The organism is Myroides sp. LJL116 (genome assembly GCF_054871685.1).
In genome coordinates, this window is the sequence record NZ_JBTXLR010000002.1 from 96,523 (window position 1) to 119,845 (window position 23,323).

General features: G+C 34.6%; 14 protein-coding genes. 4 read left to right on the top strand and 10 right to left on the bottom strand.

Annotation, left to right across the window (positions count from 1 at the left end; all coding sequences use genetic code 11):
- Positions 1-37 precede the first annotated feature (37 nt).
- The 4 genes from ACYSNM_RS02575 to ACYSNM_RS02590 form a co-directional block, all read right to left on the bottom strand.
- A complete protein-coding gene (locus ACYSNM_RS02575) occupies positions 38-1,513 on the bottom strand; it encodes a SusD/RagB family nutrient-binding outer membrane lipoprotein (protein ID WP_461755492.1) in 1,476 nt (491 codons plus the stop codon).
- Positions 1,514-1,524: 11 nt separating this feature from the next.
- Entirely contained in the window at positions 1,525-4,719 is a 3,195-nt protein-coding gene (locus ACYSNM_RS02580; RefSeq protein ID WP_461755493.1) for a SusC/RagA family TonB-linked outer membrane protein, read from the bottom strand.
- A gap of 386 nt (positions 4,720-5,105) precedes the next feature.
- Positions 5,106-6,719: a SusD/RagB family nutrient-binding outer membrane lipoprotein gene (locus ACYSNM_RS02585; protein WP_461755494.1), complete on the bottom strand. Its 1,614-nt coding sequence runs from the start codon at positions 6,717-6,719 to the stop codon at positions 5,106-5,108.
- Positions 6,720-6,725: 6 nt separating this feature from the next.
- A complete protein-coding gene (locus ACYSNM_RS02590) occupies positions 6,726-9,845 on the bottom strand; it encodes a SusC/RagA family TonB-linked outer membrane protein (protein ID WP_461755495.1) in 3,120 nt (1,039 codons plus the stop codon).
- A gap of 774 nt (positions 9,846-10,619) precedes the next feature.
- Here ACYSNM_RS02590 and ACYSNM_RS02595 point away from each other — a divergent pair.
- A complete protein-coding gene (locus tag ACYSNM_RS02595; protein ID WP_461755496.1) occupies positions 10,620-11,219 on the top strand; it encodes a ribonuclease HII in 600 nt (199 codons plus the stop codon).
- A gap of 59 nt (positions 11,220-11,278) precedes the next feature.
- On the opposite strand, the gene hemL is transcribed toward ACYSNM_RS02595, so the two are convergent.
- Genes hemL through ACYSNM_RS02610 form a run of 3 tightly spaced genes read right to left on the bottom strand, consistent with a single transcriptional unit; the run spans position 11,279 to position 14,399 of the window.
- The gene (hemL, locus tag ACYSNM_RS02600; RefSeq protein ID WP_461755497.1) at positions 11,279-12,574 is read right to left on the bottom strand and encodes a glutamate-1-semialdehyde 2,1-aminomutase; all 1,296 of its coding nucleotides are present in this window, start codon (positions 12,572-12,574) and stop codon (positions 11,279-11,281) included.
- A gap of 2 nt (positions 12,575-12,576) precedes the next feature.
- Positions 12,577-13,506 carry a glucosaminidase domain-containing protein gene (locus ACYSNM_RS02605; protein ID WP_461755498.1) on the bottom strand — a complete coding sequence of 310 codons (930 nt, stop codon included), beginning with the start codon at positions 13,504-13,506 and terminating at the stop codon, positions 12,577-12,579.
- Entirely contained in the window at positions 13,503-14,399 is an 897-nt protein-coding gene (locus ACYSNM_RS02610; RefSeq protein ID WP_461755499.1) for a 1-aminocyclopropane-1-carboxylate deaminase/D-cysteine desulfhydrase, read from the bottom strand. The genes ACYSNM_RS02605 and ACYSNM_RS02610 overlap by 4 nt, the downstream gene beginning before the upstream one ends.
- A 170-nt stretch (positions 14,400-14,569) precedes the next feature.
- On the opposite strand from ACYSNM_RS02610, the gene ACYSNM_RS02615 reads away from it, so the two are divergent.
- From ACYSNM_RS02615 to ACYSNM_RS02625, 3 genes are all read left to right on the top strand, one after another.
- A complete protein-coding gene (locus tag ACYSNM_RS02615; RefSeq protein ID WP_461755500.1) occupies positions 14,570-16,555 on the top strand; it encodes a urocanate hydratase in 1,986 nt (661 codons plus the stop codon).
- A gap of 18 nt (positions 16,556-16,573) precedes the next feature.
- Positions 16,574-17,134 (top strand): DUF4136 domain-containing protein, encoded by a 561-nt coding sequence (locus ACYSNM_RS02620; RefSeq protein ID WP_461755501.1) that lies wholly within the window; start codon positions 16,574-16,576, stop codon positions 17,132-17,134.
- Positions 17,135-17,266: 132 nt separating this feature from the next.
- A complete protein-coding gene (locus ACYSNM_RS02625; protein ID WP_461755502.1) occupies positions 17,267-19,018 on the top strand; it encodes an aromatic amino acid hydroxylase in 1,752 nt (583 codons plus the stop codon).
- Here the strand turns inward: ACYSNM_RS02625 and ACYSNM_RS02630 are convergent.
- Genes ACYSNM_RS02630 through alaS form a run of 3 tightly spaced genes read right to left on the bottom strand, consistent with a single transcriptional unit; the run spans position 19,015 to position 23,287 of the window.
- Entirely contained in the window at positions 19,015-19,647 is a 633-nt protein-coding gene (locus tag ACYSNM_RS02630) for a DUF4230 domain-containing protein (RefSeq protein WP_461755503.1), read from the bottom strand. The genes ACYSNM_RS02625 and ACYSNM_RS02630 overlap by 4 nt on opposite strands.
- 2 nt (positions 19,648-19,649) lie before the next feature.
- Complete coding sequence (locus ACYSNM_RS02635; protein ID WP_461755504.1) at positions 19,650-20,603, bottom strand: GSCFA domain-containing protein; 954 nt, start codon at positions 20,601-20,603, stop codon at positions 19,650-19,652.
- A 56-nt stretch (positions 20,604-20,659) separates the two neighbouring features.
- Entirely contained in the window at positions 20,660-23,287 is a 2,628-nt protein-coding gene (gene alaS, locus ACYSNM_RS02640) for an alanine--tRNA ligase (protein WP_461755505.1), read from the bottom strand.
- Positions 23,288-23,323 lie beyond the last annotated feature (36 nt).

Here is a 23,323-nt window from a genome sequence, read left to right on the forward strand (position 1 = left end):
AAAGCCCTATTCTATTATTTATTTTAGTGGTGAAGTACTATCTAGTTCCTCCAGCCCACCATACATTTTCTGTATAAACGTAACGTCCGTCACCATAAGCTTCTTGTACAAACTTATTACTAACTACATCACTTTGTCCATAAGCTAACCTAAGAGGGAATAGTTTTGGATCGTGAAAACGTAAAGGAATTAACTCCTCACCCATTGCTTTCCAACGACGAATATCGTTAAAAGCTTCAACAGCCTCCACTTCAAAGAAACTGATGTACTTAGCTTGAGCAATCTTTTTGATTAAAGCAGCACCGCTTAAACCTTTTTGAGAAGGATACTCATAGTCTGGGTTAGTTAAAGCTTGTCTTTTGTTTAAACCTAATTCAATACCAGCCTCTAAAGCTTCAATAGCTTTAGCAGAATTACCTAAACGTGCGTACGCTTCAGCCTCTAAGAACTTAAGTTCATGCATACTTAAAAGGTAAATTGCATTAGATTTATTCGCTGGGTCTGCGTTATTAGAAACTCCTGATGGAGAATAAACAGTTTGACTCTCCGTTAAATTTTTATCCGCTGGATCCATTAATACTAATGTTGGAACAGGGTCCTTAGTTACTGGATCTGGAATCATTTTTGGTACAAAGTAAGTCTTCAAACGTGGATCGTTTGGATCATTATCTTTCATTACATTGTAATAAGTCTGAGAACTGAAAAGCGCGTTTCTATCTCCTGCGAAAGTAAAGAAAGGATAAGGAACTTTTGCTTGTTGCATTACAAATTCAGAAGCTGAACTTGTGAATGACTTAGCAACTAAATCAATTACTTCTTGATAATTAGGCTGAACTTTAGATAAACGCATTTTATAACGTGCCTTTAATCCATAAGCCGTTTTAGCCCATGAACTAGCATTACCTCCATAGATTACATCTTGAGCTCCAATACTAGGGAAAGTAGATGTAGATTCTAAGTTCTCAATACCAGCATCTAATAAAGCAAAGATTTCTTTATAGATATCCTCTTGCTTATCTAACTCCGCAATTGAATTAGAAATATTGAAAGCTTTAGAATAAGGAACATCTCCGAAAAGGTCAGTTAAAATAGCAGTGTTGTATGCTTTTAAAACCTGAGCCATTCCAAGTACGTGTAAGTTACCTTCCTCTTTACCACCTGGAGAACATTTCTCGATAATGATATTTAAGTTACGTAAAGTACTGTAAATAGAGTTCCAAGAGTTATTATAAGTAGAAGCAAGAATTGGCTCCCCTCTTCTTACCTGTGCATTAAACATCTGGTTATGTCCACCTCCTAATAATTCTGTATAAACAGAAGTATAGAAAGCTAAATCTGAACCAGTAATTGTAAATGCAGACTTAACCATCATATCCGTAACGATATATTTACTTTCAACATCGCTAGGGTTATTCTGATCTTTATTTATATCATCCATCTTGTCTTCAGAACAAGACTGTAGAGCGAATGATGCTGCTATTATAGTTAAAACTAAATATTTAATTCTTCTCATTTTCCTACGATTTAAAATGTAACATTAACAGAAAATCCAAAACTCTTAGCTTGTGGAATTGAGTAGTGCTCAAATCCTCCAGCCATATTGTTGTTTCCTTGAGTTGCCTCAGGGTCTAAGTTTGGCATTTTCGACCATAATAATAAGTTACGTGCAAAAGCTGATAATCTAACATCTACTTTTTCTTGTAGTAAATTATCAAAAGTATAACCTAAGCTTAAATCTCTAATTTTTAAGAAACTTGCATCGTAAACGAAGTTTTCCTTAATATTATTCATAGAAGACTCATAAGCTTGTCTTGTACTTCCATCAATTACAACCTCATTCTTAACAAATGTACCATCTGCTAATTGTTGAACTCCTTCAAAGATGAAACCAGTCTCACGGTCTAATGTATTGAAGCTAGTACCATATAGATCCATACCCATATTAGAACCAGAATACATTTTTCCACCATTTTTCCACTCTAAAGTAGCGCTTAAGTTCCATTTTTTGTAAGAAAGACTAGTTGATCCACCTAAGATAAAGTTAGGTGAAACTTCTCCTAACGCTTGTGTTTCTCCAGTAATTGGAATACCATTCTTATCTACAATAATGTTTCCATTAGGGTCTCTACTAAATCCAACACCGTAAATTACAGGGAATCTATCACCAGCATTAGCTCTAATTTGAGGAGTAACGAATCCTCCTAACATAATACTAGAAACACCTTCTTTTAACTCATCAACAAAAGAATCTACTTTTGAGAAGTTAAGGTTTACTGTCCAGTTCCAATCTGAATTACTAACGATGTTAGCAAAAGCAGTAATTTCATGAGCAGTTGTATGAATTTTTCCTCCGTTTGTAATTAAAGAAGAAGCTCCAGTTGATCCAGCTAATGGAACAGCGAATATCTGATCTTTAACATCTTGTCTAGAGTAAGTATAATCTACTCCAAAACGGTTTTGGAAAAATCTAAAATCTCCACCAAATTCGAAACTCTTCGTGTTTTGTGGTTTTAAGTTAGGGTCATAAACTCCTGAACTTGCAATGTAAGACATTGCTCCTCCAACAGGGTATAATACAGGTGCATTAGCCCAGAATCCTCCTCCATAACTAGGAGAAGTAAAGTAATTATCTCTATAGTCCCCAGCTTGTCCTACTTCTGCGTAAGATCCACGAACTTTACCAAAGCTTAAAATCGAATTATCTTTGAAAGCCTCTAATTCAGTAAATACAAATCCTAATGAAACAGATGGGTAAGTAAATGTTCTATTTCCACGTGGCATTGATGATACAACATCACGACGAATAGTAGCATTTAAGAAAAGCATGTCTTGGTAAGTTAAACCAACGTTTGAAAACAAACCAACTGTTCTTTTACGACGACGAGATTCTGTAGAAGAAGTACTAACAGCGTTTGCGATAGTTGCCCATCCACCAAAGTTTAAGTTAGAACCATAATCATCATATCCTTTAGAATCATTCTCGTTAAACTCATTACCAACCATGATATCAAAACGTAAATCGTCTCCTAAATACATATCATAGTTAATTGTAAATAATGAATTCCATACTGTGTGAGTAACTCCGAATAAGTTAATACTTGATCCAGCTCCAGTAAGTAACTTAGCGTTAGCCATACCTGATCCGAATTCATAAACATCACGGTAATGTGTTGTATAGTTATCTAAACCTCCTTGGAAACGGAAGCTTAAGTTCTTAGAACCATCTACACTAATTTCTGGAATATAAGCAACGTTAGCACTTCCGAAGAAACGACTTGTTTTCTCACTAAATTCGTTGAAATTAGCAGCCCAATAAGGGTTATTGAATGAACCACTTCTAAAGTGAGTTTGCTCATAAATGTTATATGAAGCGTGGTAAGGAATTCCGCCTTGATCGTAAGAAGGTGGTGCTCCCCATACTCCTGGTAATACTGAGTTATTTGCAGAAGATGCTTTATAAATATCACTACTTACAAAGTTTCCACTAAAACCAGTTGTCCATTGATCGTTTAATTTAGTCTCAGCAGATAATTTCACGTTAGTTCTCTTCATTTGAGTTCCAGGCATCATACCATCTTGAGTAGAGTTACCTAAACCAAAAGAATAACTTGTTTTACCAGTGTTTTGACTAATATTAAAGTTATTATTTACTGTATGTCCAGTTTGGAAATATGCACCAATATTGTCATAAGCTTGAGGTTTAACCCATGGGTCTAATCCTGCTTGCGCTCTTTGAGGTACATAGTAGTAACCTTCACGTAGATTACCTCCGTTGAATTCGTTTGCTACGTTTCCTCCATACATTGGATCGTTTGGTAAATCTTCAATTTTAGGCCCCCATGACATTGAGCTGAATGGGTCGAATTTACCATTAGAACCTTGTGCATACGTTTTTTGAGTTTTTGGCTTTTTAGATAAAGTCTCAAAACTAGTACTATTAGTAAAAGAAATTACAGGTTTACCTACAGCCATTCCTTGTCCACTTTTCGTTGTAATAACAACAACTCCATTGGAAGCACGAATACCGTATAATGCAGATGCAGCCTGACCTTTTAATACGTTAATAGTTAAGATTTCGTTTGGATCAATATCCACCCCACGGTTAGCGATATCCGCTCCACTCACACTATTTCCAGTAGAAAAAGGAGGAGTAGATTCAATTGGCATACCATCTACTACGTATAGAGGTGTATTGTTTCCTGTGAAAGATCTAGCTCCACGAATAACCATTTGAGTTGAAGCTCCAGGTGCACCTGAAGAAGGTGTGATCTGAACCCCAGCTAACTTTCCTTGTAAAGCTCCAGTTAAGCTACTATTGTTCGTTTTGTTTAAATCTTCAGCTTTAATTTCTTGAGTAGCGTAACCTAAAGCTTTGGCACTACGCTTAATACCCATTGCTGTAACAACAACCTCATCTAGTTGTGTTAAATCTTCTGACATGGTAACGTTAAAAGTAGTTTCTGCTCCTACTTTATGTTTTACCTCTTTTAGCCCTATAAATGAAAACACCACCGTTTGACCTGTGTCAACACTTATAGAATACTTACCGTCTAGATCGGTTTGAGTTCCCATTTGGGTACCTTCGATCCTAACAGTCACTCCAGGAAGTGGATGCCCCTCCTCCTGTACAATTCCCGAAAGAACTTTCTCTTGAGCGAAAGATATTTGCACAAATAATGCAAGCACAATGCTTAAGATCCAATTGTACTTTGATCTCATGTAAAATATTTGATTAGTTAGTTGGCCAAAAATAGCAAATAATTCTAAATAAAAACAAAAATATTAAGAAATGAATCTACAATACCTTACTATCAATAATAAAAATATCATAAAAACAGCCAAAAAACTTATATATCAATAATATTTAGCTTAAATAAGCTAAAATCAAATAAGCAATTAATTAAAAACTAACAATATAAGTAAGAATAAATTTGTGTAAAAATTAGCAAAATTAATGCTTAAAATACCTGTAATACATTAACATTTGACCTCCCAAATGGTAAAATATTCTAAAAAAGAAGGTCTTGATTTCCTTAAAATTAGAAATCAAGACCTTTCTTATCCAACTTTTTATCAACTCCCATAGAGGGGATAAAAAATATTATTTACTTTTTAGCAAACAAAAGTTTACTTTCCATTGAATCTCCTTTATCAAGTTTTGAAATAGCAGCACCTAAATTATCTTTATTTAAAGACTGTAGATCTGTTGGATATTCAAAACGTTGAGGAATTCCTTGAATTACTACTCCTGGAATAAATTCATAAGTTGTAGACTTAACATCTTTAGTTCCAATTGTAGTTCCTGTTTGACCAGGTAGGATTAAAGTATTTGGGAAACCTGTTCTTCTATACTCTGCCCAAGCTTCATTTGGCTGCATAAATAATCCGATGTATTTCTGAGTAATTACAGATTCCGCAGTTGCCGTTGGAAGTGCTTTTACATAAGCAGTAATTTCAGCTTCTGGAACACCAAATTTCTCCATTGAAGCCTTAACTCCTTTTACATACCAATCATTGTTCCAATTATTATTCTCTGATAATAAGAATGCAACTTCTGAATACTCCATTAATAACTGAGTATAATTTGGTTTATAAATATAAGAACCGAATTGAGAAGCTAGACGTCCTTGTGTTTGAGATAAAGTAGATCCAATTCCGTATGGAGCTCCTCTATATAAATGTAAAGAATCTTTCGATTTTTGGCTTACATAAGCTCCACCTTCAATACTATTTCCTCCAGCAGCACCGAAGAAAGCAGTTCCAAAAGGAGCAGAAAATATGTATAAACGTGGATCCACTTGTTTAACTGGTCCAACTTCTCCTTTTAATAAATCCATAAAAGTACTAGCAGGTGAGAAGTCATTACGTCTACCGTTCATTGCATCACCAAACCAAGGAGCTGGCATAACTACGTTATTCTCATAAGTTAATCCAACGTTATCCTCATTTGATTGCATTACCCCTTGTGCAATAGCATCTTTAATGTGAGCATCTGCCTCTGGAATAACAGCTTTAACACGGTTAGCAACTCTTAAGCGAAGTGAGTTAGCAAAACGTTTCATTACTTCAGGCTTTTTGAAGATAAAATCTCCATCCATTACCTTTTTAGAACTTAAATCAATTTGTTCAGAAGCTTCTTTTAGCTCCTTCATTAAATCTTTGTAAATTTTTTCTTGAGAAGCAAATACAGGCGTATCATAAGCCATGTCTTCTCCTTTAGACTGACCTTGGAATTCAGGATCATCTGAACCATAGGAATAGTAAGAAACATCACCATAAAGACCTACCAACTCTAATTGACAATAAGCAATCATAATACGTGCAGCTGCGATTTGGTTTTGAATATTTCCATACGTAGCAGCCCATTTATCTGAAAGTGCAGGATTCTCACAAATCAAGATGATCTCCTTATACTTTCTTACAGATAACTGTAAGTTGTGGTATAAACTATTATTAACACCAACTCTAAACACATATCTATCCTCCTCATTGTACTCACGCTGTGCAGACATTTGAACAATAGGTAAAGTCATACGACCTGAAGGGAAACCTCCACGAGTATTGTCCATTAATGACTTATTTGCCTGGTTAAAAAGCCCAGATGTAGTAGCAAATGAAGGTGAGTTAGGACTCTGATTAATTTCTTCTAAGTCTTTATCACAACTGATCATTACAGATACAATTGAGAAAATACCAAGAGTATATAAAAATTTTTTCATCTTTTGTTAGAATTTAAATTTAACGTTCATTCCGTAAGATCTTGTAGATGGGTTAGAACCACCTTCAATTGCTTGAATGTTTCCACTACCATAAGAAGCCATCTCTGGATCCATACCTTTCCAGTCTAATCCCCAAGTAAATAAGTTTCTAGCATAAACTGATACTGTAATACCTGCGAATGGACCAACTGCTTTTTTAGGTAAATCATACGCTAAAGTCACGTCTCTTAATTTGATATAATCTGCGTCAAAAACGTTTTGAGCATCTACAGTTGTCTGGTGAGCTTTTGCCCAAGCCGTAGCAGATACTACTGTTGTATTTTTCTCTCCGTCTTCTGTTACACCATCTAAAACAATACCTGTTTCACGAATATTATTATCCGTAGTATTTGTAAATAATCCTGAGTAAGTACCAAACATATGTGATGTTGAGAAGTATTTACCTCCTTTTTGGATATCGATTAATGCACTTAAACGGAAGTTTTTGTATTTGAAACTATTTCTAATCCCCATGTTATAGTCAGGTAAGTAAGAACCTAAACCTTTAACACCTGAAGCTTTGTATAAACCGTTTGCTCCAATAACTTTATTTCCATTGTCATCATATACGAAGTCTTTTCCGTAAATCTGTCCATATGCTTCTCCAACTCTCGCTTCTAATGTAACGTTAAATGGAGCAGAAGTAATACTTACTGCATTTACCCCATCAGCTAAACGATTTAACTCGTTTTTATTTTTAGCGAAGTTCCAAGTAATATCCCATGAAAAGTCTTCTGTTAAAACTGGTTTTAAAACAACTGTTGCTTCAAATCCTTTGTTTGTCATATCTCCAGCATTTAACCACTCGTATAAATATCCAGTTCCACTATCGTATTTAACACTAGTAATTAAGTCTGTTGTTTTAATTTGGTAGTAAGAAGTTTCAACTGCAATACGGTTGTTTAAGAAAGCTGCTTCAAGACCGATCTCTTTAGTTGTCATTAACTCAGGTCTTAAATTTGGATTGTTCTTAGTATTACTAATTGAATATCTTGGGTAGTTTAAAAATGGTGTATCAGCAGCATAGTAATCAGATGTTCTGTATGAATCTGTATCGTTACCTACTTGAGCCCATCCTAAACGTAATTTAGCAAAGCTTAACCAGTCTAAATCTTGTAATAATTGAGAGAATAAGAATGTTCCAGTCACAGAAGGATATGTACTTGACTTTTTAACTGTTGAGAACCAGTCTGTACGAATTGTCCCCTCTAAGAATAAGAACTCTTTATAGTTAACTCCAACAGAACCAAAAATACTATTTGTTCTTGCGTGAGTCATACTATTAGATGCTAATGCATTTTCTTTACTATTTGATAAGTTAAAGAATCCAGGAAGAACTAAACCTCCAACTGTTCTACCATATAAATAGTCTCTTCTTTTTTCACTTCTGTTGATACCAACGAAAGCGTTAACTCCGAAATTACCGAAATGATCATCAAAGTGTACACGTCCCTCGTAGTTGTACTCAGAAACATTACGCTTTGTGATTCCATAGAAAGATTGAGCTTGAGATCCAATAGCTACTCTTTCTTCCATATTCATACTATAAGTATCTCCATATACTGTACCCACAGCATATAAATTATCTGTAAAGTTATAAGTAAGCTTTACGTTTCCATAAGTACGAGTTCTAACATCTTGAGATGTATTTTCGTGAGCTGTCCAATATGGGTTATCACTATACATTGGAGTTGGGTCATCCCAAGCAGTTCTATTCCAAGTACGTTGAGCACCTCCAGGAGTGATATAGCTTTTTAATGTGTTATAATCTAACTGTCTTTGAGTCCATTGGAAAAATTGTTTTCCATAAGAGTTGTCTCCGTATCCAGTATCAGGTCTGTTAAACCCTTTAGTGTAAACATAAGAAACGTTAGCGTCAGCTTTGAACTTATCTGTTAACATAGTTGATGCGTTAACAGTGAAAGTATTTCTTTGTAATTTAGAGTTTGGTGTAACTCCTTCTGTTGTATTATTACCAAAAGACATTCTAATGTTACTGTCTTTGAAAGATTTTCCTACTGCAGCAGAAATATTAGATGTTACTCCAGTTTTGTAGAAATCTCTTACATCATGTCTAGATTTTTCCCAAGGAATTTCTCTTAAATAATCATCTGCAAAAGCAGGATCGAATGCATTCCATGGTAAATATTTTGTACCATCAAATTTTGGTCCCCAGCTCTCATCAGCTGCATAACTAGGAATGTTGTATAATTTACCTCCAATGTTAGCTTGATTCCAAGTTGTACTAGATCCTCCTCCATATTCATTTTGAAGGTCTGGCATAATATAAACGCTTTCTAAAGTCATCCCTGTATTTACCTCTACTTCAGTACGACCATTTTTAGCCGATTTAGTAGTATACAAAATAACCCCGTTACCTCCACGATTACCGTATAAAGCAGATGCTGTACCACCTTTAAGTACAGTTACTGACTCAATATCATCTGGGTTAATGTCACTTGCAGTATCTCCATAATCGATACCTCCACCTCCACGTTGTGCACCAGCACTGTTGAAGTTCGAGTTATCTAAAGGAACACCGTCAATTACAATTAAAGGGCGGTTATTACCTACAACCGACTTAACTCCACGTAAAACAACGCGAGACGAACCTCCCATTGTAGAAGGAGCAGTCACTTGTAATCCAGCTACGTTACCTGACAAAGCACTTAAGGCATTGGTTTGTCCAGCATCTGATAGCTCTTCACCTTTAACTTCCTGAGAAGCGTATCCTAATTTACGCTTTTCACGTTTAATTCCTAAGGCTGTAACAATTACCTCCTCTAGAAGTTCATCCGTACTACTCATAGCAACATCGTGAGTGTTACTTGCTCCTACAGTATACGTTACATCCGTAAATCCCATAAAGCTGAACAAAAGAACATCTCCTTGTTTAACTTGAATAGAATAATTACCGTCATAATCACTCATTGTTCCTTCAGAAGTACCAACTAGCAAAATGGAAACTCCTGGTAAAGGAAGTCCCCCTTCTGTAACTTTTCCAGTTAGGGTCTTGCTTTGAGCAAACCCAATCTGTGTACCTAGTGTAAGGAATAATAAAATAATCCACTTAAACTTTGATTCCATTATAAAAATTATTGATTAGTTATAAACCAAATCTAATAAATATTTTAGGTTAATTTTAACTTAATTATTTTTAACCGTTTACATAACAGAAAATAAAAATAAACATTTATTTAATTAAAATCATTTATACTGAAATATAATCACTGTTTTAACACAACTAGCTAGCATAAACTAAAAACTACACCAACCCTTGATTAGTTATAAAATTATGTTAAAATTATTAGCTAGAATTAGCAAAATCACTCAACATGCTGTAAATCAAAGATTTTAAGTTACAACCAAATAAAAAACTTTAACATATTAGTTTTGATAAAAAGGCGGTTTTTCAAAATATACCCCCTTAAATAGGCACATAGAAACTAATTATAAAGTCATTTTCTAGAGATAAAATAAAAAAGAGTAAGCCTATATAAAATGCAGAACACTTTTGGTTTCAAACTACATAAGCACAAATAGATATATCATCAAGGCCTATATTACCCAATCTCCCCTAATAAAGACAGTGAGCAATATTTACTGAAAATTAAGATTTAGTAGAAAGCTTATTTTGATTCTTAATTTTATGTTAACCAATTATATCGGAAAACCATAATTTGAATTAGAAAATTATGACTGAAATACACCTATTAAGATAAAATACTCCGTTCTATGTAAACAGCTGAAACACTTTGCGATTATAAAAGAAACTTCTGTTTGTATAGCAAGATTATTTCCCTTGGCTTTTCCAATATCTTTAATGTAAAATGAATAACTTTGCCTCTTAAAACTCTTTATATGCTACTTAAAAATTATTCTGGTCTAACACTTGAAGCTGCTACAGATGAGGCTGGTCGAGGATGTATTGCTGGTCCTGTAACAGCGGCAGCAGTAATTTTACCCTTAGACTTTGAAAACACTTTAATTAATGATTCAAAAAAAATAACTGCCAACTTAAGGTATACCTTAAGAGACATTATATTAGACAAAGCATTAACTTATAAAATAACCCATATAAAGGAAGAGACTATTGAATCTCTAAATATTCTACATGCTTCAATAAAAGCAATGCAGGACAGTGTATTAGCCCTAAATCCATTCCCGGAGTTCTTAATTGTAGATGGCAATAAATTTACTGCCATTGAAAACCTAGCGCATCAATGTATTGTTAAAGGAGATATGAAGTATTTAAATATAGCAGCTGCTTCTATTCTTGCTAAAACAGCAAGAGATGATTATATGGATAAAATTCATGAAGAATTCCCTATGTATAATTGGAAGAAAAACAAAGGTTATCCTACAAAGGAACATAGAGATGCTATACGCGAATTTGGCCCTTGTATCTATCATCGCAAGAGCTTCAAATTACTACCTGATCAATTATCTTTAGATTTATAAAATACAAAAACGGACTACCCACTAATGGTTAGTCCGTTTTTCTATATATTAAGGTAAGTTTATTGAGCTTGTCTATCTCTAAAAAACTCTTCTACTACCTGAATTGTTTTATCTAAGTCCCCTTGGCTTAAAGCATCAGTAATAAACCAAGTTTCATAAGCAGAAGGCGCAATATAAACTCCTCTTCTTAGTAAACCATGAAAGAAGTCCTTGAATAATTGATTATCCGCTAAAGTAGCTTGGTCAAAGTTTTCAACTTTATCTTTTGTAAAGAACACACTCATCATTGACCCTACTTGATTAATGTTATAGTCAATATTGTATTTATCCAATACCTTAGAGATTCCTTTAGCTAAGTAACTAGTTTTTTGCTCCAAACGTGAATAAAGCTCCTTGTCCGCATTTATATGCTCTAACATGGCAAAACCTGCAGCCATTGCAAGTGGATTCCCCGAAAGAGTACCAGCTTGATATACTGGCCCAATTGGAGCTAAATAATCCATAATTTCAGCTTTTCCTGCAAATGCACCTACAGGCAATCCTCCTCCTATTACTTTACCATATGTAACAAGATCAGCCTCTATATTAAATAATTCCTGAGCTCCACCTTTCGCTAAACGAAACCCTGTCATTACCTCATCAAATATTAGCAAAGCACCATACTTATCACATAAAGAACGTAAACCTTGTAGAAATCCTTCTTTAGGTACTACACAGCCCATATTACCAGCAACAGGCTCAACTATAATAGCAGCTACTTGCTTGTCGTTTGCTTGTAATAAATCCTCTACACTTTGTAAATTATTATATTCAGCTAAGAGAGTATCTTTGGCTGTACCTTGAGTTACCCCTGGACTATTAGGAGTACCGAAAGTAACAGCTCCACTTCCTGCTTCAATTAAAAAAGAATCCGAGTGACCGTGATAACATCCCTTAAACTTAATAATTTTATCTCTATTTGTATATCCTCTGGCTAAGCGAATGGCACTCATACAAGCTTCCGTTCCCGAATTAACGAATCTAATTTTCTCAATATTTGGAACCATAGATACTGCTAGTTTAGCAATTTGAGTTTCCATCTCAGTAGGCATTCCAAAGGAAGTTCCTAATTTGGCTTTCTCAATTACTGCTTGAACCACAGGCTCAAAAGCATGACCTAATAACATAGGTCCCCAAGAGTTAATATAATCGATTAAAGTGTTACCGTCTTCATCAAAAAGATACGCACCTTTAGCACTTTTTACAAAAATTGGAGTACCTCCAACTGAATTAAAAGCACGAACTGGAGAGTTTACCCCACCTGGAATAACTTGTTGTGCCTCTTCAAATAGTTTACTACTTCTTTGATATAACATCGTTACCTAATTTTTAATACTTGACCAATAGAAAGCATTGATCCTTTTAATTGATTAATTTTTTGAACCTGTGCTACACTTGTATTATATAGTTTGGAAATAGAATATAGTGTATCCCCTTTTTTCACAACGTGTGTTTTACTAGTAGCACCGCTAGAATTACTTACAGTAGGCTTACTATCTACCTTTACTTCATTCTTAGAATATTGACCAATACTAACTAGTAGTTCCTGATCATACTCATATAGAGAATAGCGTTCTATTAAACTGATTAATTTTTCTGCGTATTTTGGATCGGTTGCATAACCAGCTTTTTTTAATCCATGAGCCCAAGCTTTATAATCACTTTTTGGAAGTTCAAATAACGTATTATAACGACTACGACTTGTTAGAAACAAAGAATGATCCCTATAGGATTCGGAAGGAGATTCATATTTTCTAAAACATTCATCTGGAGCATCATCTGTGTGTCGCACAGAAGGTCCATTCCATTCAACGTGGCATTTAATTCCAAAGTGATTATTTGCCATTCTAGCTAAAGTTCCTTGTCCAGATCCGGATTCTAACACGCCTTGAGCTAAAGTGATACTTGCAGGAATACCATGGTCTGCCATATTGCTTTTAGCTACCTCTTTGTAGGTTAGTATATAAGTAGAAATAAGATCCGCTGTTACTTGAACCGAAGAGGTTGCAGTTAAGACTTCTTTAGAATTATTCTTTGAAGGTGTACTAGGCTTGCTTTCTGGCTTAGAAGCTACTGTGGTATTAGTCTGCTTTTGCTTTTCTAATTCCTTTCTACGCAACTCTTCCCTATATGCATTTTTGGATACCAATTCCTTATCCTTTACTTTCTTTCCTGTCAAAGTGCTTTTTTTAGATCCGCAACTTGCCAGAACCACTAAGCAAAAGATAAATAAAACTCTCTTAATCATAACTTTTTAAATCCTTTAATTTTACTATTCCATCCTTGCAATCCACCAGTGTGTATTGCCAATATCTTACTATTATCTTTAAAGTGACCTTTCTCAATATCTTGAAAAATACCATAAAGCATTTTACCAGTATATATAGGGTCTAGAAGTATGCCAAACTGTCTATTAAACTCTTCTATAAACTCCAAAAGGACACTATCTACTTTTGCATAACCACCAAAATGATAACTATCAACAAGATGCCAATTTTCTTTATTAGTCCATTGAGCAATTTCATCCTTTAAGAAATCGCCTTTTAATGCGGGATATCCCACCACACTTTGATGAACCCCACTACTTTGTATTAGTCCGGCAATGGTACCTCCGGTACCTACTGCACTACAAATATAGTCAAACTCCATGTCCTTTGGTTTTAAAATTTCTTGTGTACCTAAAATTGCTAAAGAATTAGTTCCTCCTTCTGGTACCAAATAAAAACAACCAAATTCCTCCTGTAATTGTTCAATAAAATCTGTTTGTGTTTTTTTTCGATAATCTTCTCTACTCACAAACTTAAATTGCATGCCATAATCAAAAGCTTTGGACAAAGTAGGATTCTCTAAGAACTTACTAGCTATCTCCTCCCCTCTTATAACCCCAATGGACTTTAACCCTAATAAACTACATGCCGCAGCAGTAGAAAAAATATGATTAGAGAAGGCACCTCCAAAGGTCAAAACAGTATCTATCCCAAGTTCTCTAGCCTTAAGAAGATTATATTTCAATTTTCGAAACTTATTTCCTGAAACCTCTTTATGTAATAAATCTTCTCTTTTTATATATAATTCTATTCCGTGTCCAAAATTAAAGTTAACTTTCTGGTTTAGAACTAAATCATTTTCGAATAAATCCATTGTTTTTTCTATCTAAGTATTTTCAACTTTATATAAATAAACTTATATTTACTATATTTTGCTAAGCTAGTAAGATTTTATACACCTACTAGGTACAAAAATAGCGATTTACAACCAAGTATTTTGTAAATCAAATAAAAACAACCAAGATAAAACACACCAAAAAAATTATGACTTTTAAAGAAATGATTAGCCAAGGAATTCCTAATGAATTACCTAACAAACGGCCTTATAACCCCTCTTTAAATCACGCACCTAAAAGAAAGGAAATTCTAACACAGGAAGAAAAAAAACTTGCTTTAAAAAATGCATTGCGCTACTTTGATCCAAAGCATCATGCAATTTTACTTCCTGAGTTCAAAGAAGAATTAGAAACATATGGAAGAATATACATGTATAGGTTTATGCCGGATTATGACATGTATGCTAGAGATATAGAAGAATACCCAGGTGAATCTCTTCAAGCAAAAGCAATTATGCTGATGATTCAAAACAACCTAGATCCAAAAGTAGCTCAACATCCAGAAGAATTAATTACTTATGGTGGAAATGGAGCAGTATTTTCCAACTGGGCACAATATTTACTTACGATGAAATACCTCAGTGAGATGAGTGATCAGCAAACCTTAGTGATGTATTCTGGTCATCCGATGGGTTTATTCCCTTCTCACTATAACGCGCCAAGGGTAGTTGTTACCAATGGTATGATGATACCTAATTATTCTAAACCGGATGATTGGGAAAAATTCAATGCCTTAGGAGTTACCCAGTATGGTCAAATGACTGCTGGAAGTTATATGTATATAGGTCCACAAGGAATTGTACATGGAACTACCATTACTGTTTTAAATGCTGGACGAAAAATTGCTAAAAACAAAGAGGATTTAAAAGGGAAAATATTCCTTACCTCAGGTTTGGGAGGGATGAGTGGAGCTCAACCAAAAGCAGGAAATATTGCCGGTTGTATAACAATATGTGCTGAAGTTAATCCAAAAGCCGTACAAACTAGACATTCACAAGGATGGGTAGATGAAGTTATTGATAATATAGAAGACTTAGTTACTAGAGTAAAAAAAGCCAAAGACAACAAAGAAGTTGTTTCTATTGCTTATCTTGGTAATGTAGTAGAGATATGGGAAGAATTTGATAAAAGAAACTTATATATTGATATAGGTTCAGATCAAACATCCTTACATAATCCATGGGCTGGAGGTTATTACCCAGTTGGAGTAAGCTTTGAAAAAGCGAATGATCTTATGGCTAATGAACCTGAAAAATTTAAAGACCTGGTACAAGAATCTTTAAGAAGACAAGCCAAAGCCATTAACAAACATACAGAGAAAGGAACATATTTCTTCGATTATGGAAATGCTTTCTTATTAGAGGCCTCTAGAGCAGGAGCTGATATCATGGCAGAAAACGGCATAGACTTTAAATACCCAAGTTATGTCCAAGACATAATGGGGCCTATGTGTTTTGACTATGGATTCGGACCTTTTAGATGGGTTTGTGCTTCTGGAAATCCAGAAGACTTACAAAAAACGGACATAATAGCATGTCAGGTTCTAGAAGAGTTAAGTAAAAATGCACCTGAGCAAATTCAGCAACAGATGCAAGATAATATCAAATGGATAAAAGGTGCCCAACAAAACAAATTAGTAGTGGGTTCTCAGGCTAGAATTCTATATGCAGATGCATTAGGACGTGTTGAGATAGCCAAAGCATTTAACAAAGCAATTGCCAATAAAGAAATAGGACCTGTCATTTTAGGTAGAGATCATCATGACGTGTCAGGTACTGACTCTCCTTATAGAGAGACCTCAAATATTTATGACGGATCCAAATATACCGCTGATATGGCCATACATAACGTAATTGGTGATAGTTTCAGAGGTGCTACTTGGGTGTCTATTCACAATGGTGGTGGCGTTGGATGGGGAGAAGTTGTCAATGGTGGATTTGGTATGCTTCTTGATGGTACTAATCAAGCACAGAAAAATTTAGAATCTATGCTTTTTTGGGACGTAAATAACGGAATAGCACGTAGAAGTTGGGCTAGAAACCCAGAGGCAATGTTTGCTATAAAAAGAGCAATGGAACAAGAACCTTTACTTAAGGTCACTCTTCCAAATTTAGTAGACGAAAAATTATTCTAACTATAAATTCTAATCACTATGAGAGCATTGAAGTTTTTACCTTTAGCGTTTTTGTTGCTTTTCATTACTGCATGTAGCAGTGTAAAAGTAACCACCGATTATGACACTGCTATTGACTTTAGTCAATATAAAACTTATGCCTTCCTAAAAGAAGGAATCGATCATGTCAAAATAAATGACATCGATAAGAAAAGAATTTTATCTGCTATTGAACAAAATTTACAAGCAAAAGGTTTTGTAAAATCTAATACAAATCCTGATTTGTTGATTAACTTAGTTACTAAATCAAAAGAACAAGTTAACATTACAACAGTAAACAACAATAACTTTTATTCGCCATGGGGGTATTATCGCCCAGGGTGGGGTCCCTATTGGGGACCAAATTCAACCACTGTATCTACACAAGTACAAGGGACGTTATTTGTAGATATATTGGATACTAAATCTAAAATGCTTGTTTGGCAGGGAATTGGTACAGGTGTTATTTCCAATACGAATAACATGAAAAAGAGAGAAGAAAGAATTCAAGAATTCGTAAAAGACATTCTGAGTAATTTCCCTCCAGGTACTAAAAATTAATATTTCAAAAACAAATGGGCATTTTCAATATCTTTGAAGATGCCCATTTTTTTTATATACATTTCTAAAGGGGATAAAATCGCTTTTAGAAGAATCGATACAACTTTACATAAACAATTTAAAATCTAAATTATGGCTTCAATGGAATACCAAAGCAATGAGCTAATTGAGAGATTACCAAAACATTTGAAACAATTTATCAAACCACAAGATTATCAAGACTATACTCCTATAAACCAAGCGGTATGGAGATATGTTATGCGAAAAAATGTGGATTATCTTGCTAAAGTAGCCCATGAATCCTATCTTGAAGGTCTTGAAAAAACTGGTATTGCTGTTGAGCACATTCCAAGTATGTACGGTATGAATCGCATACTTAAAGAAATAGGTTGGGCAGCGGTAGCTGTAGATGGATTTATTCCACCAAATGCCTTTATGGAATTCCAAGCTTATAAAGTTTTAGTTATTGCATCAGATATCAGACAACTAGAGAATATTGAATATACTCCTGCACCGGATATTATTCATGAAGGCGCTGGGCATGCACCTATTATTGCCAATCCAGAATATGCAGAATACCTTAGACGTTTTGGAGAAATAGGTTGTAAGGCTATATCATCAAGTAGAGATTATGAAATATACGAGGCAATACGTCTACTTTCTATTTTAAAAGAAGCAGAAGGAATTGACCCGGAAGAAATAAAAAAAGCAGAACAGCAAGTAGATTACCTTCAAAACAATGCAGGTGAACCATCTGAGATGGCTCTTATTCGAAACTTACATTGGTGGACCGTAGAATACGGCCTGATTGGTACAGTAGAGAATCCTAAAATTTATGGAGCAGGTTTACTTTCTTCTATAGGGGAAAGTGCTTGGTGTATGACAGATAATGTAAAGAAGATCCCTTACTCTATTGCAGCAGCTGATCAAGGTTTTGATATTACCAAACTCCAACCTCAACTATACGTAACACCTGACTTTGCTTATTTAAGTGAAGTTTTAGAGGAGTTTGCCAATAAAATGGCTATTAGAAAAGGAGGTTTATCTGGGGTAGAAAAACTAATTACCTCTAAGGCTTTAGGAACTATTGAATTAAATACTGGATTACAAATCTCTGGTGTATTTACCAATGTAATTGAAAACGAAGGAAAACCAGCTTATGTTCAAACTACTGGCCCAACAGCATTAGCTTACAGAGAGAAAGAATTAGTTGGACATGGAGTACAAACCCATAGTGCTGGATTCGGAACAGCATTAGGAAGATTAAAAGGAATTAATCTAGCTATCGAAGACATGAGTCCAAGAGATTTAAAAGCTTACAACCTTTATGAAAATAAACCAGTAACTTTAGAATTTGAAGGAGGGATAATAGTTAGTGGTATTAATATTACAGGAATAAGAAATATTCACGGTAAAATTATATTGATTAGCTTTAAAGAATGTACAGTAACTTACAAAGATCAGGTATTATTTAGACCAGAATGGGGTACCTATGACATGGCAGTAGGTGCTGAAGTTATATCTGCTTTCTCAGGTCCGGCAGATTATAACAGTTTTGATTTAATTACTCACGTTCCTTCTTCCAAAACAATTAAAGCCAAAAGGGATGAAAACAAAATAAAATTAGAAAACCTATACCAACAAGTTAGAGACTTTAGAAATGAAGGTAAAACATGTGATTTAGAGCTAATTTTAGACCAGCTAATCCAAGATTACCCTACAGACTGGTTACTAAGCGTAGAAATCTTAGAAATGGCTAAAAAGTCAAATAATACAACCCTAAGTAATAAAACAAGAAAGCACTTAGACAAAGTGAGTTCAGAAAGACCAAAAGTAGCTCATCTTATCAAAGATGGTATTGCCATAATTGACCTTGATAATTAAAGAGCAAACCCTTTTATAAGATCTTGCTCTTGATCAATAATATTTCCTTGATATTCTAACTTCCACCCTAAAGTATTAGTTAGAATCAAAATTTTAGAAAGTTCACTTATAAGACGATTCTCAGCATTTGTCTTTAAAGTGGACTTTTCTAATTTTTGGGCTATATCTAACCTAATCTTTTGATTAATCTTATTATAGTCTTCCCCTACAAAAGGATTGAAAGTACTCTGCTCTACATCATAAATAGTGAATTCAGGCATGATGTTGAGTTCTGGCTCTGGTATGTATAAAAGTTGAACCACCTTGTTTTTCTGATCAATTTGGTATTTCAACTGACTTAGATCATAGCTTATACTTGCCTTTGCAGAAACAATTACAACTGCCTTTTTATTGAAAGAAACTAAATTTAGAAAGTATTTCTGTTGATCTTTATAAGTCATCACTTGAGAAAACTGGGCTTCAGTCACCACAAGCTTACTCACATTTTTTAATTGTTCCTGTAGCATAGCTGTATTGTAATTCATTTGGGAGTCTTTGGGTTCTACTACCCACTTATACACAACAACGCCTAAAAACATAAAAAACAGAACGATAAAAAAGCAGAAAAGTACTTTGAAAATTTGTCTCATAATTATCTAAAATTCATAAATGGATATTGGTCTAATAATTCATCAATTTTACTAATTAATGAATCTAAAAACTCTAAGTGTTGCCTAGCAGTTGGGTTAAAAGGAATATGCCCTAAACCTTTTTGCACTTGATCTACTTTCTTCATCACTGCATGACAATCTTGATCAATACAAAAGCGAACAAACTTCTCCCAAATATAATCAATTGCTATAGCGTTGGGATGAAGCAAATCAGCACCATAAAAACGATAATCTCTAAGTTCATCCATCATTATCTCGTAGGATGGAAAATAACTCACCCCTTGAGAGTATTCCCCTACTACCTGTTGAAGTGCAAAGTGCAATAAGGATTTACTGGCTTGATTTTCAACAAAGCCATCTTTACTATGCCTAACAGGAGATAAAGTGGTAATAACCTGTATATCTTTATTATAATGCCTAACTAAGTTAAGGGTTTCTTGAAAGTTTTCCAATACTTCCTGATAGGACAACATTCTTTTATTAAATAATTTACCGTCCATCTTATGGCAGTTAGCAACAACTCTTTGGGTGGAGACATGCTCATATACCCACGCTGTACCAAAAGTTAAAATACAGAAATTACTTTCTTTTAAAGATTTTCTTAACTGCATTATCGCAGCATTCAAAGCATCGACAATATCCTGAGCTTCTAAAGCATTTAAATCACTATGGGCCTCAAAACTACTCCAAATCTCTTGATTACAAAATACCTCATCAAGGGTAAACTCTTTTTCTTGGATTGCATACTGTAGCATATTTTTGATAGCTATAGGATGAAATAAAATTCCAAATGGATTAGTGTGTACCTGGAACTGAAAACTTTGCAATTTGGTACTCATATTAACAGCAAAACAGGATCCAATGGACAAAATCTTATCGTTATAAGTGATTTTGCGACCTAACTCTTTAATGCCTACTTCAGTAAGTAATTTCATAGTAGTAAAAATAAAAAAGATTCTCCTTATTTGGAGAATCTTTTTGTTATTCTATTTTATTTTAAAAAATCTTTTGCATGTGACACCGCTAGTGGAAGTCCTTCTAAGTTCTTTCCTCCTGCTGTAGCGAAGAAAGCTTGTCCCCCACCTCCACCTTGGATGTGTTTACCTAACTCTCTAACGATTTGTCCAGCATTTAATCCTTTAGCCTCTACAAGGCTCTTAGCTACATAACAAGTCAACATTGGTTTGTCGTTTGCACTGCTTGCTAAAAGCACAAATAAATCTTCTACTTCACTTCCTAGCTCATATACAAGGTCTTTAGCGCTATTAGCATCTAAATCCACTTGGGCAGCTAAAAAGTTAATGCCGTTTTCTAAAGTAATTTGTGTCTTTAATTCTGCTTTTAAACCTTTTGCCTTTTGCTTTAATAGCTCTTCAATTTGCTTTTTCAATTTAGCATTCTCCTCTTGTAAAGAGGATACAGCTTTGATTGCATCTTGAGGATTCTTTAAAAGCGATTTAATTTGATCTAAGGTTTTCTCTTGATTATCGAAGTATTCCATCGCTTTTACATTAGTAATAGCTTCTATCCTTCTAATACCTGCTGCAACTGCTCCTTCGCTAAGTATTTTGAATTGCCAGATATCTGCAGTATTCTGAACATGGGTACCTCCACAAAGCTCAATACTCTCTCCAAAGCGTATCGCACGAACAGAATCTCCATATTTCTCACCAAATAAAGCCATTGCTCCTTGAGAAATAGCCTCATCAAAACTAATACTTCTACTTTCTTGTAAAGGTAATTGCTCATGGATTCTTTGGTTTACAAAATCTTCCACTTCTTGCAATTGCTCTGTAGTTACTTTAGAGAAATGAGAAAAGTCAAAACGTAAATAGCTAGGACTTACTAAAGATCCTTTTTGCTCTACATGCTCTCCTAATACCTTACGTAACCCTTGGTGCAATAAGTGTGTTGCTGAGTGATTTGCCATAGAGGCTCTACGAGCTTGTACATCTACTTTAGCAATAAATTCAGCTTCTAAATTAGAAGGCAATTCTCTTACAATATGAAGAATCAAATTACTTTCTTTTTTAGTATCAATAATCTCTATATCTTGATTTGGACTACTTAATACTCCAATGTCTCCAACTTGCCCTCCTCCTTCTGGATAGAAAGGTGTTTTATCTAAAACAATTTGGAATAAAGTTCCATCTTTTTTACTCTCAATTTTACGGTATCTAGTAATTTTAACATTATTCTCTAAAAGATCATAACCTACAAACTGCTCAACATTACCACCAATTAAAACACTCCAGTCATCTGTAGAAACCTCAGAGGCAGCACGAGATCTATCTTTTTGCTCTTGCATTGCTTTTTGGAAACCTTGTTCATCTAACTCTAATCCTTTTTCTCTTAAGATCAAAGCAGTTAAATCAATTGGGAAACCAAAAGTATCGTATAATTCAAAAGCTTTTGCTCCTGAAATCACTTTTGTATTGCTTTGTGCAATAACATTATCTAACAAATGTAATCCTTGTTCCAAAGTACGTAAGAAAGAAATCTCTTCCTCCTTTATTACATTCATTACAAAGTTCTTTTGAGCAGAGATTTCTGGAAAGAATTCTCCCATTTGCTCGCTTAATACCTCAACTAATTGATGGATGAAAGCTTCTTTTTTATCTAAGAAAGTAAATGCATAACGAATTGCACGACGTAAAATACGGCGAATAACATATCCCGCACCATTATTAGACGGCAATTGACCATCGGCAATAGCAAAAGCAACAGCTCTAACGTGGTCCACTATAACGCGAATAGCGATATTAATTTTATCTTGCTCTGGTGTATCAGCTACAATGGTATACTTTCCATTAGTTAATTCTTCAACTCTTTTAATCAAAGGAGAGAATACATCGGTATCATAGTTAGATTGAACCCCTTGTAAAACCATACAAAGTCTTTCAAATCCCATCCCTGTATCAACATGTTGTTGAGGTAGTTTTTCTAAAGAACCATCAGCTTTACGGTTAAACTCCATAAAAACGTTATTCCAAATCTCTACCACTTGAGGGTGATCCATGTTTACAAGGTCACGACCACTTACAAGAGCTTTTTCTTCAGCACTTCTAATATCTACGTGAATTTCACTACAAGGTCCACAAGGTCCTTGCTCTCCCATTTCCCAGAAGTTATCCTTTTTATTACCTAATAAGATACGGTCTTCTGGAATTAACTCTTTCCATAAATCCCAAGCTTCTTGATCAAAAGGTACATTTTCAGCTTCACTTCCTTCAAATACAGTAACATATAGGATATCCTTTGGAATCTTATATACTTCTGTCAATAATTCCCATGCCCAGGCAATAGCATCTTTCTTGAAATAATCACCAAAACTCCAGTTCCCTAACATTTCGAACATAGTGTGGTGATAAGTATCAATACCAACTTCCTCTAGGTCATTGTGCTTTCCAGAAACGCGTAAACATTTTTGGGTATCGGCGATTCGCTTACTTTTAGGGATGGCGTTGCCTAAAAAATACTCTTTAAACTGGGCCATTCCAGAGTTATTAAACATTAAAGTTGGATCGTCTTTCAAAACGATCGGCGCAGATGGTACAATTAAATGTCCTCTCTGTTCAAAAAAGCTTAAAAACTTCTGACGAACTTCTTGTGATTTCATATCTTTATGGAAACTAAATTTCACTTTTTATAAGGA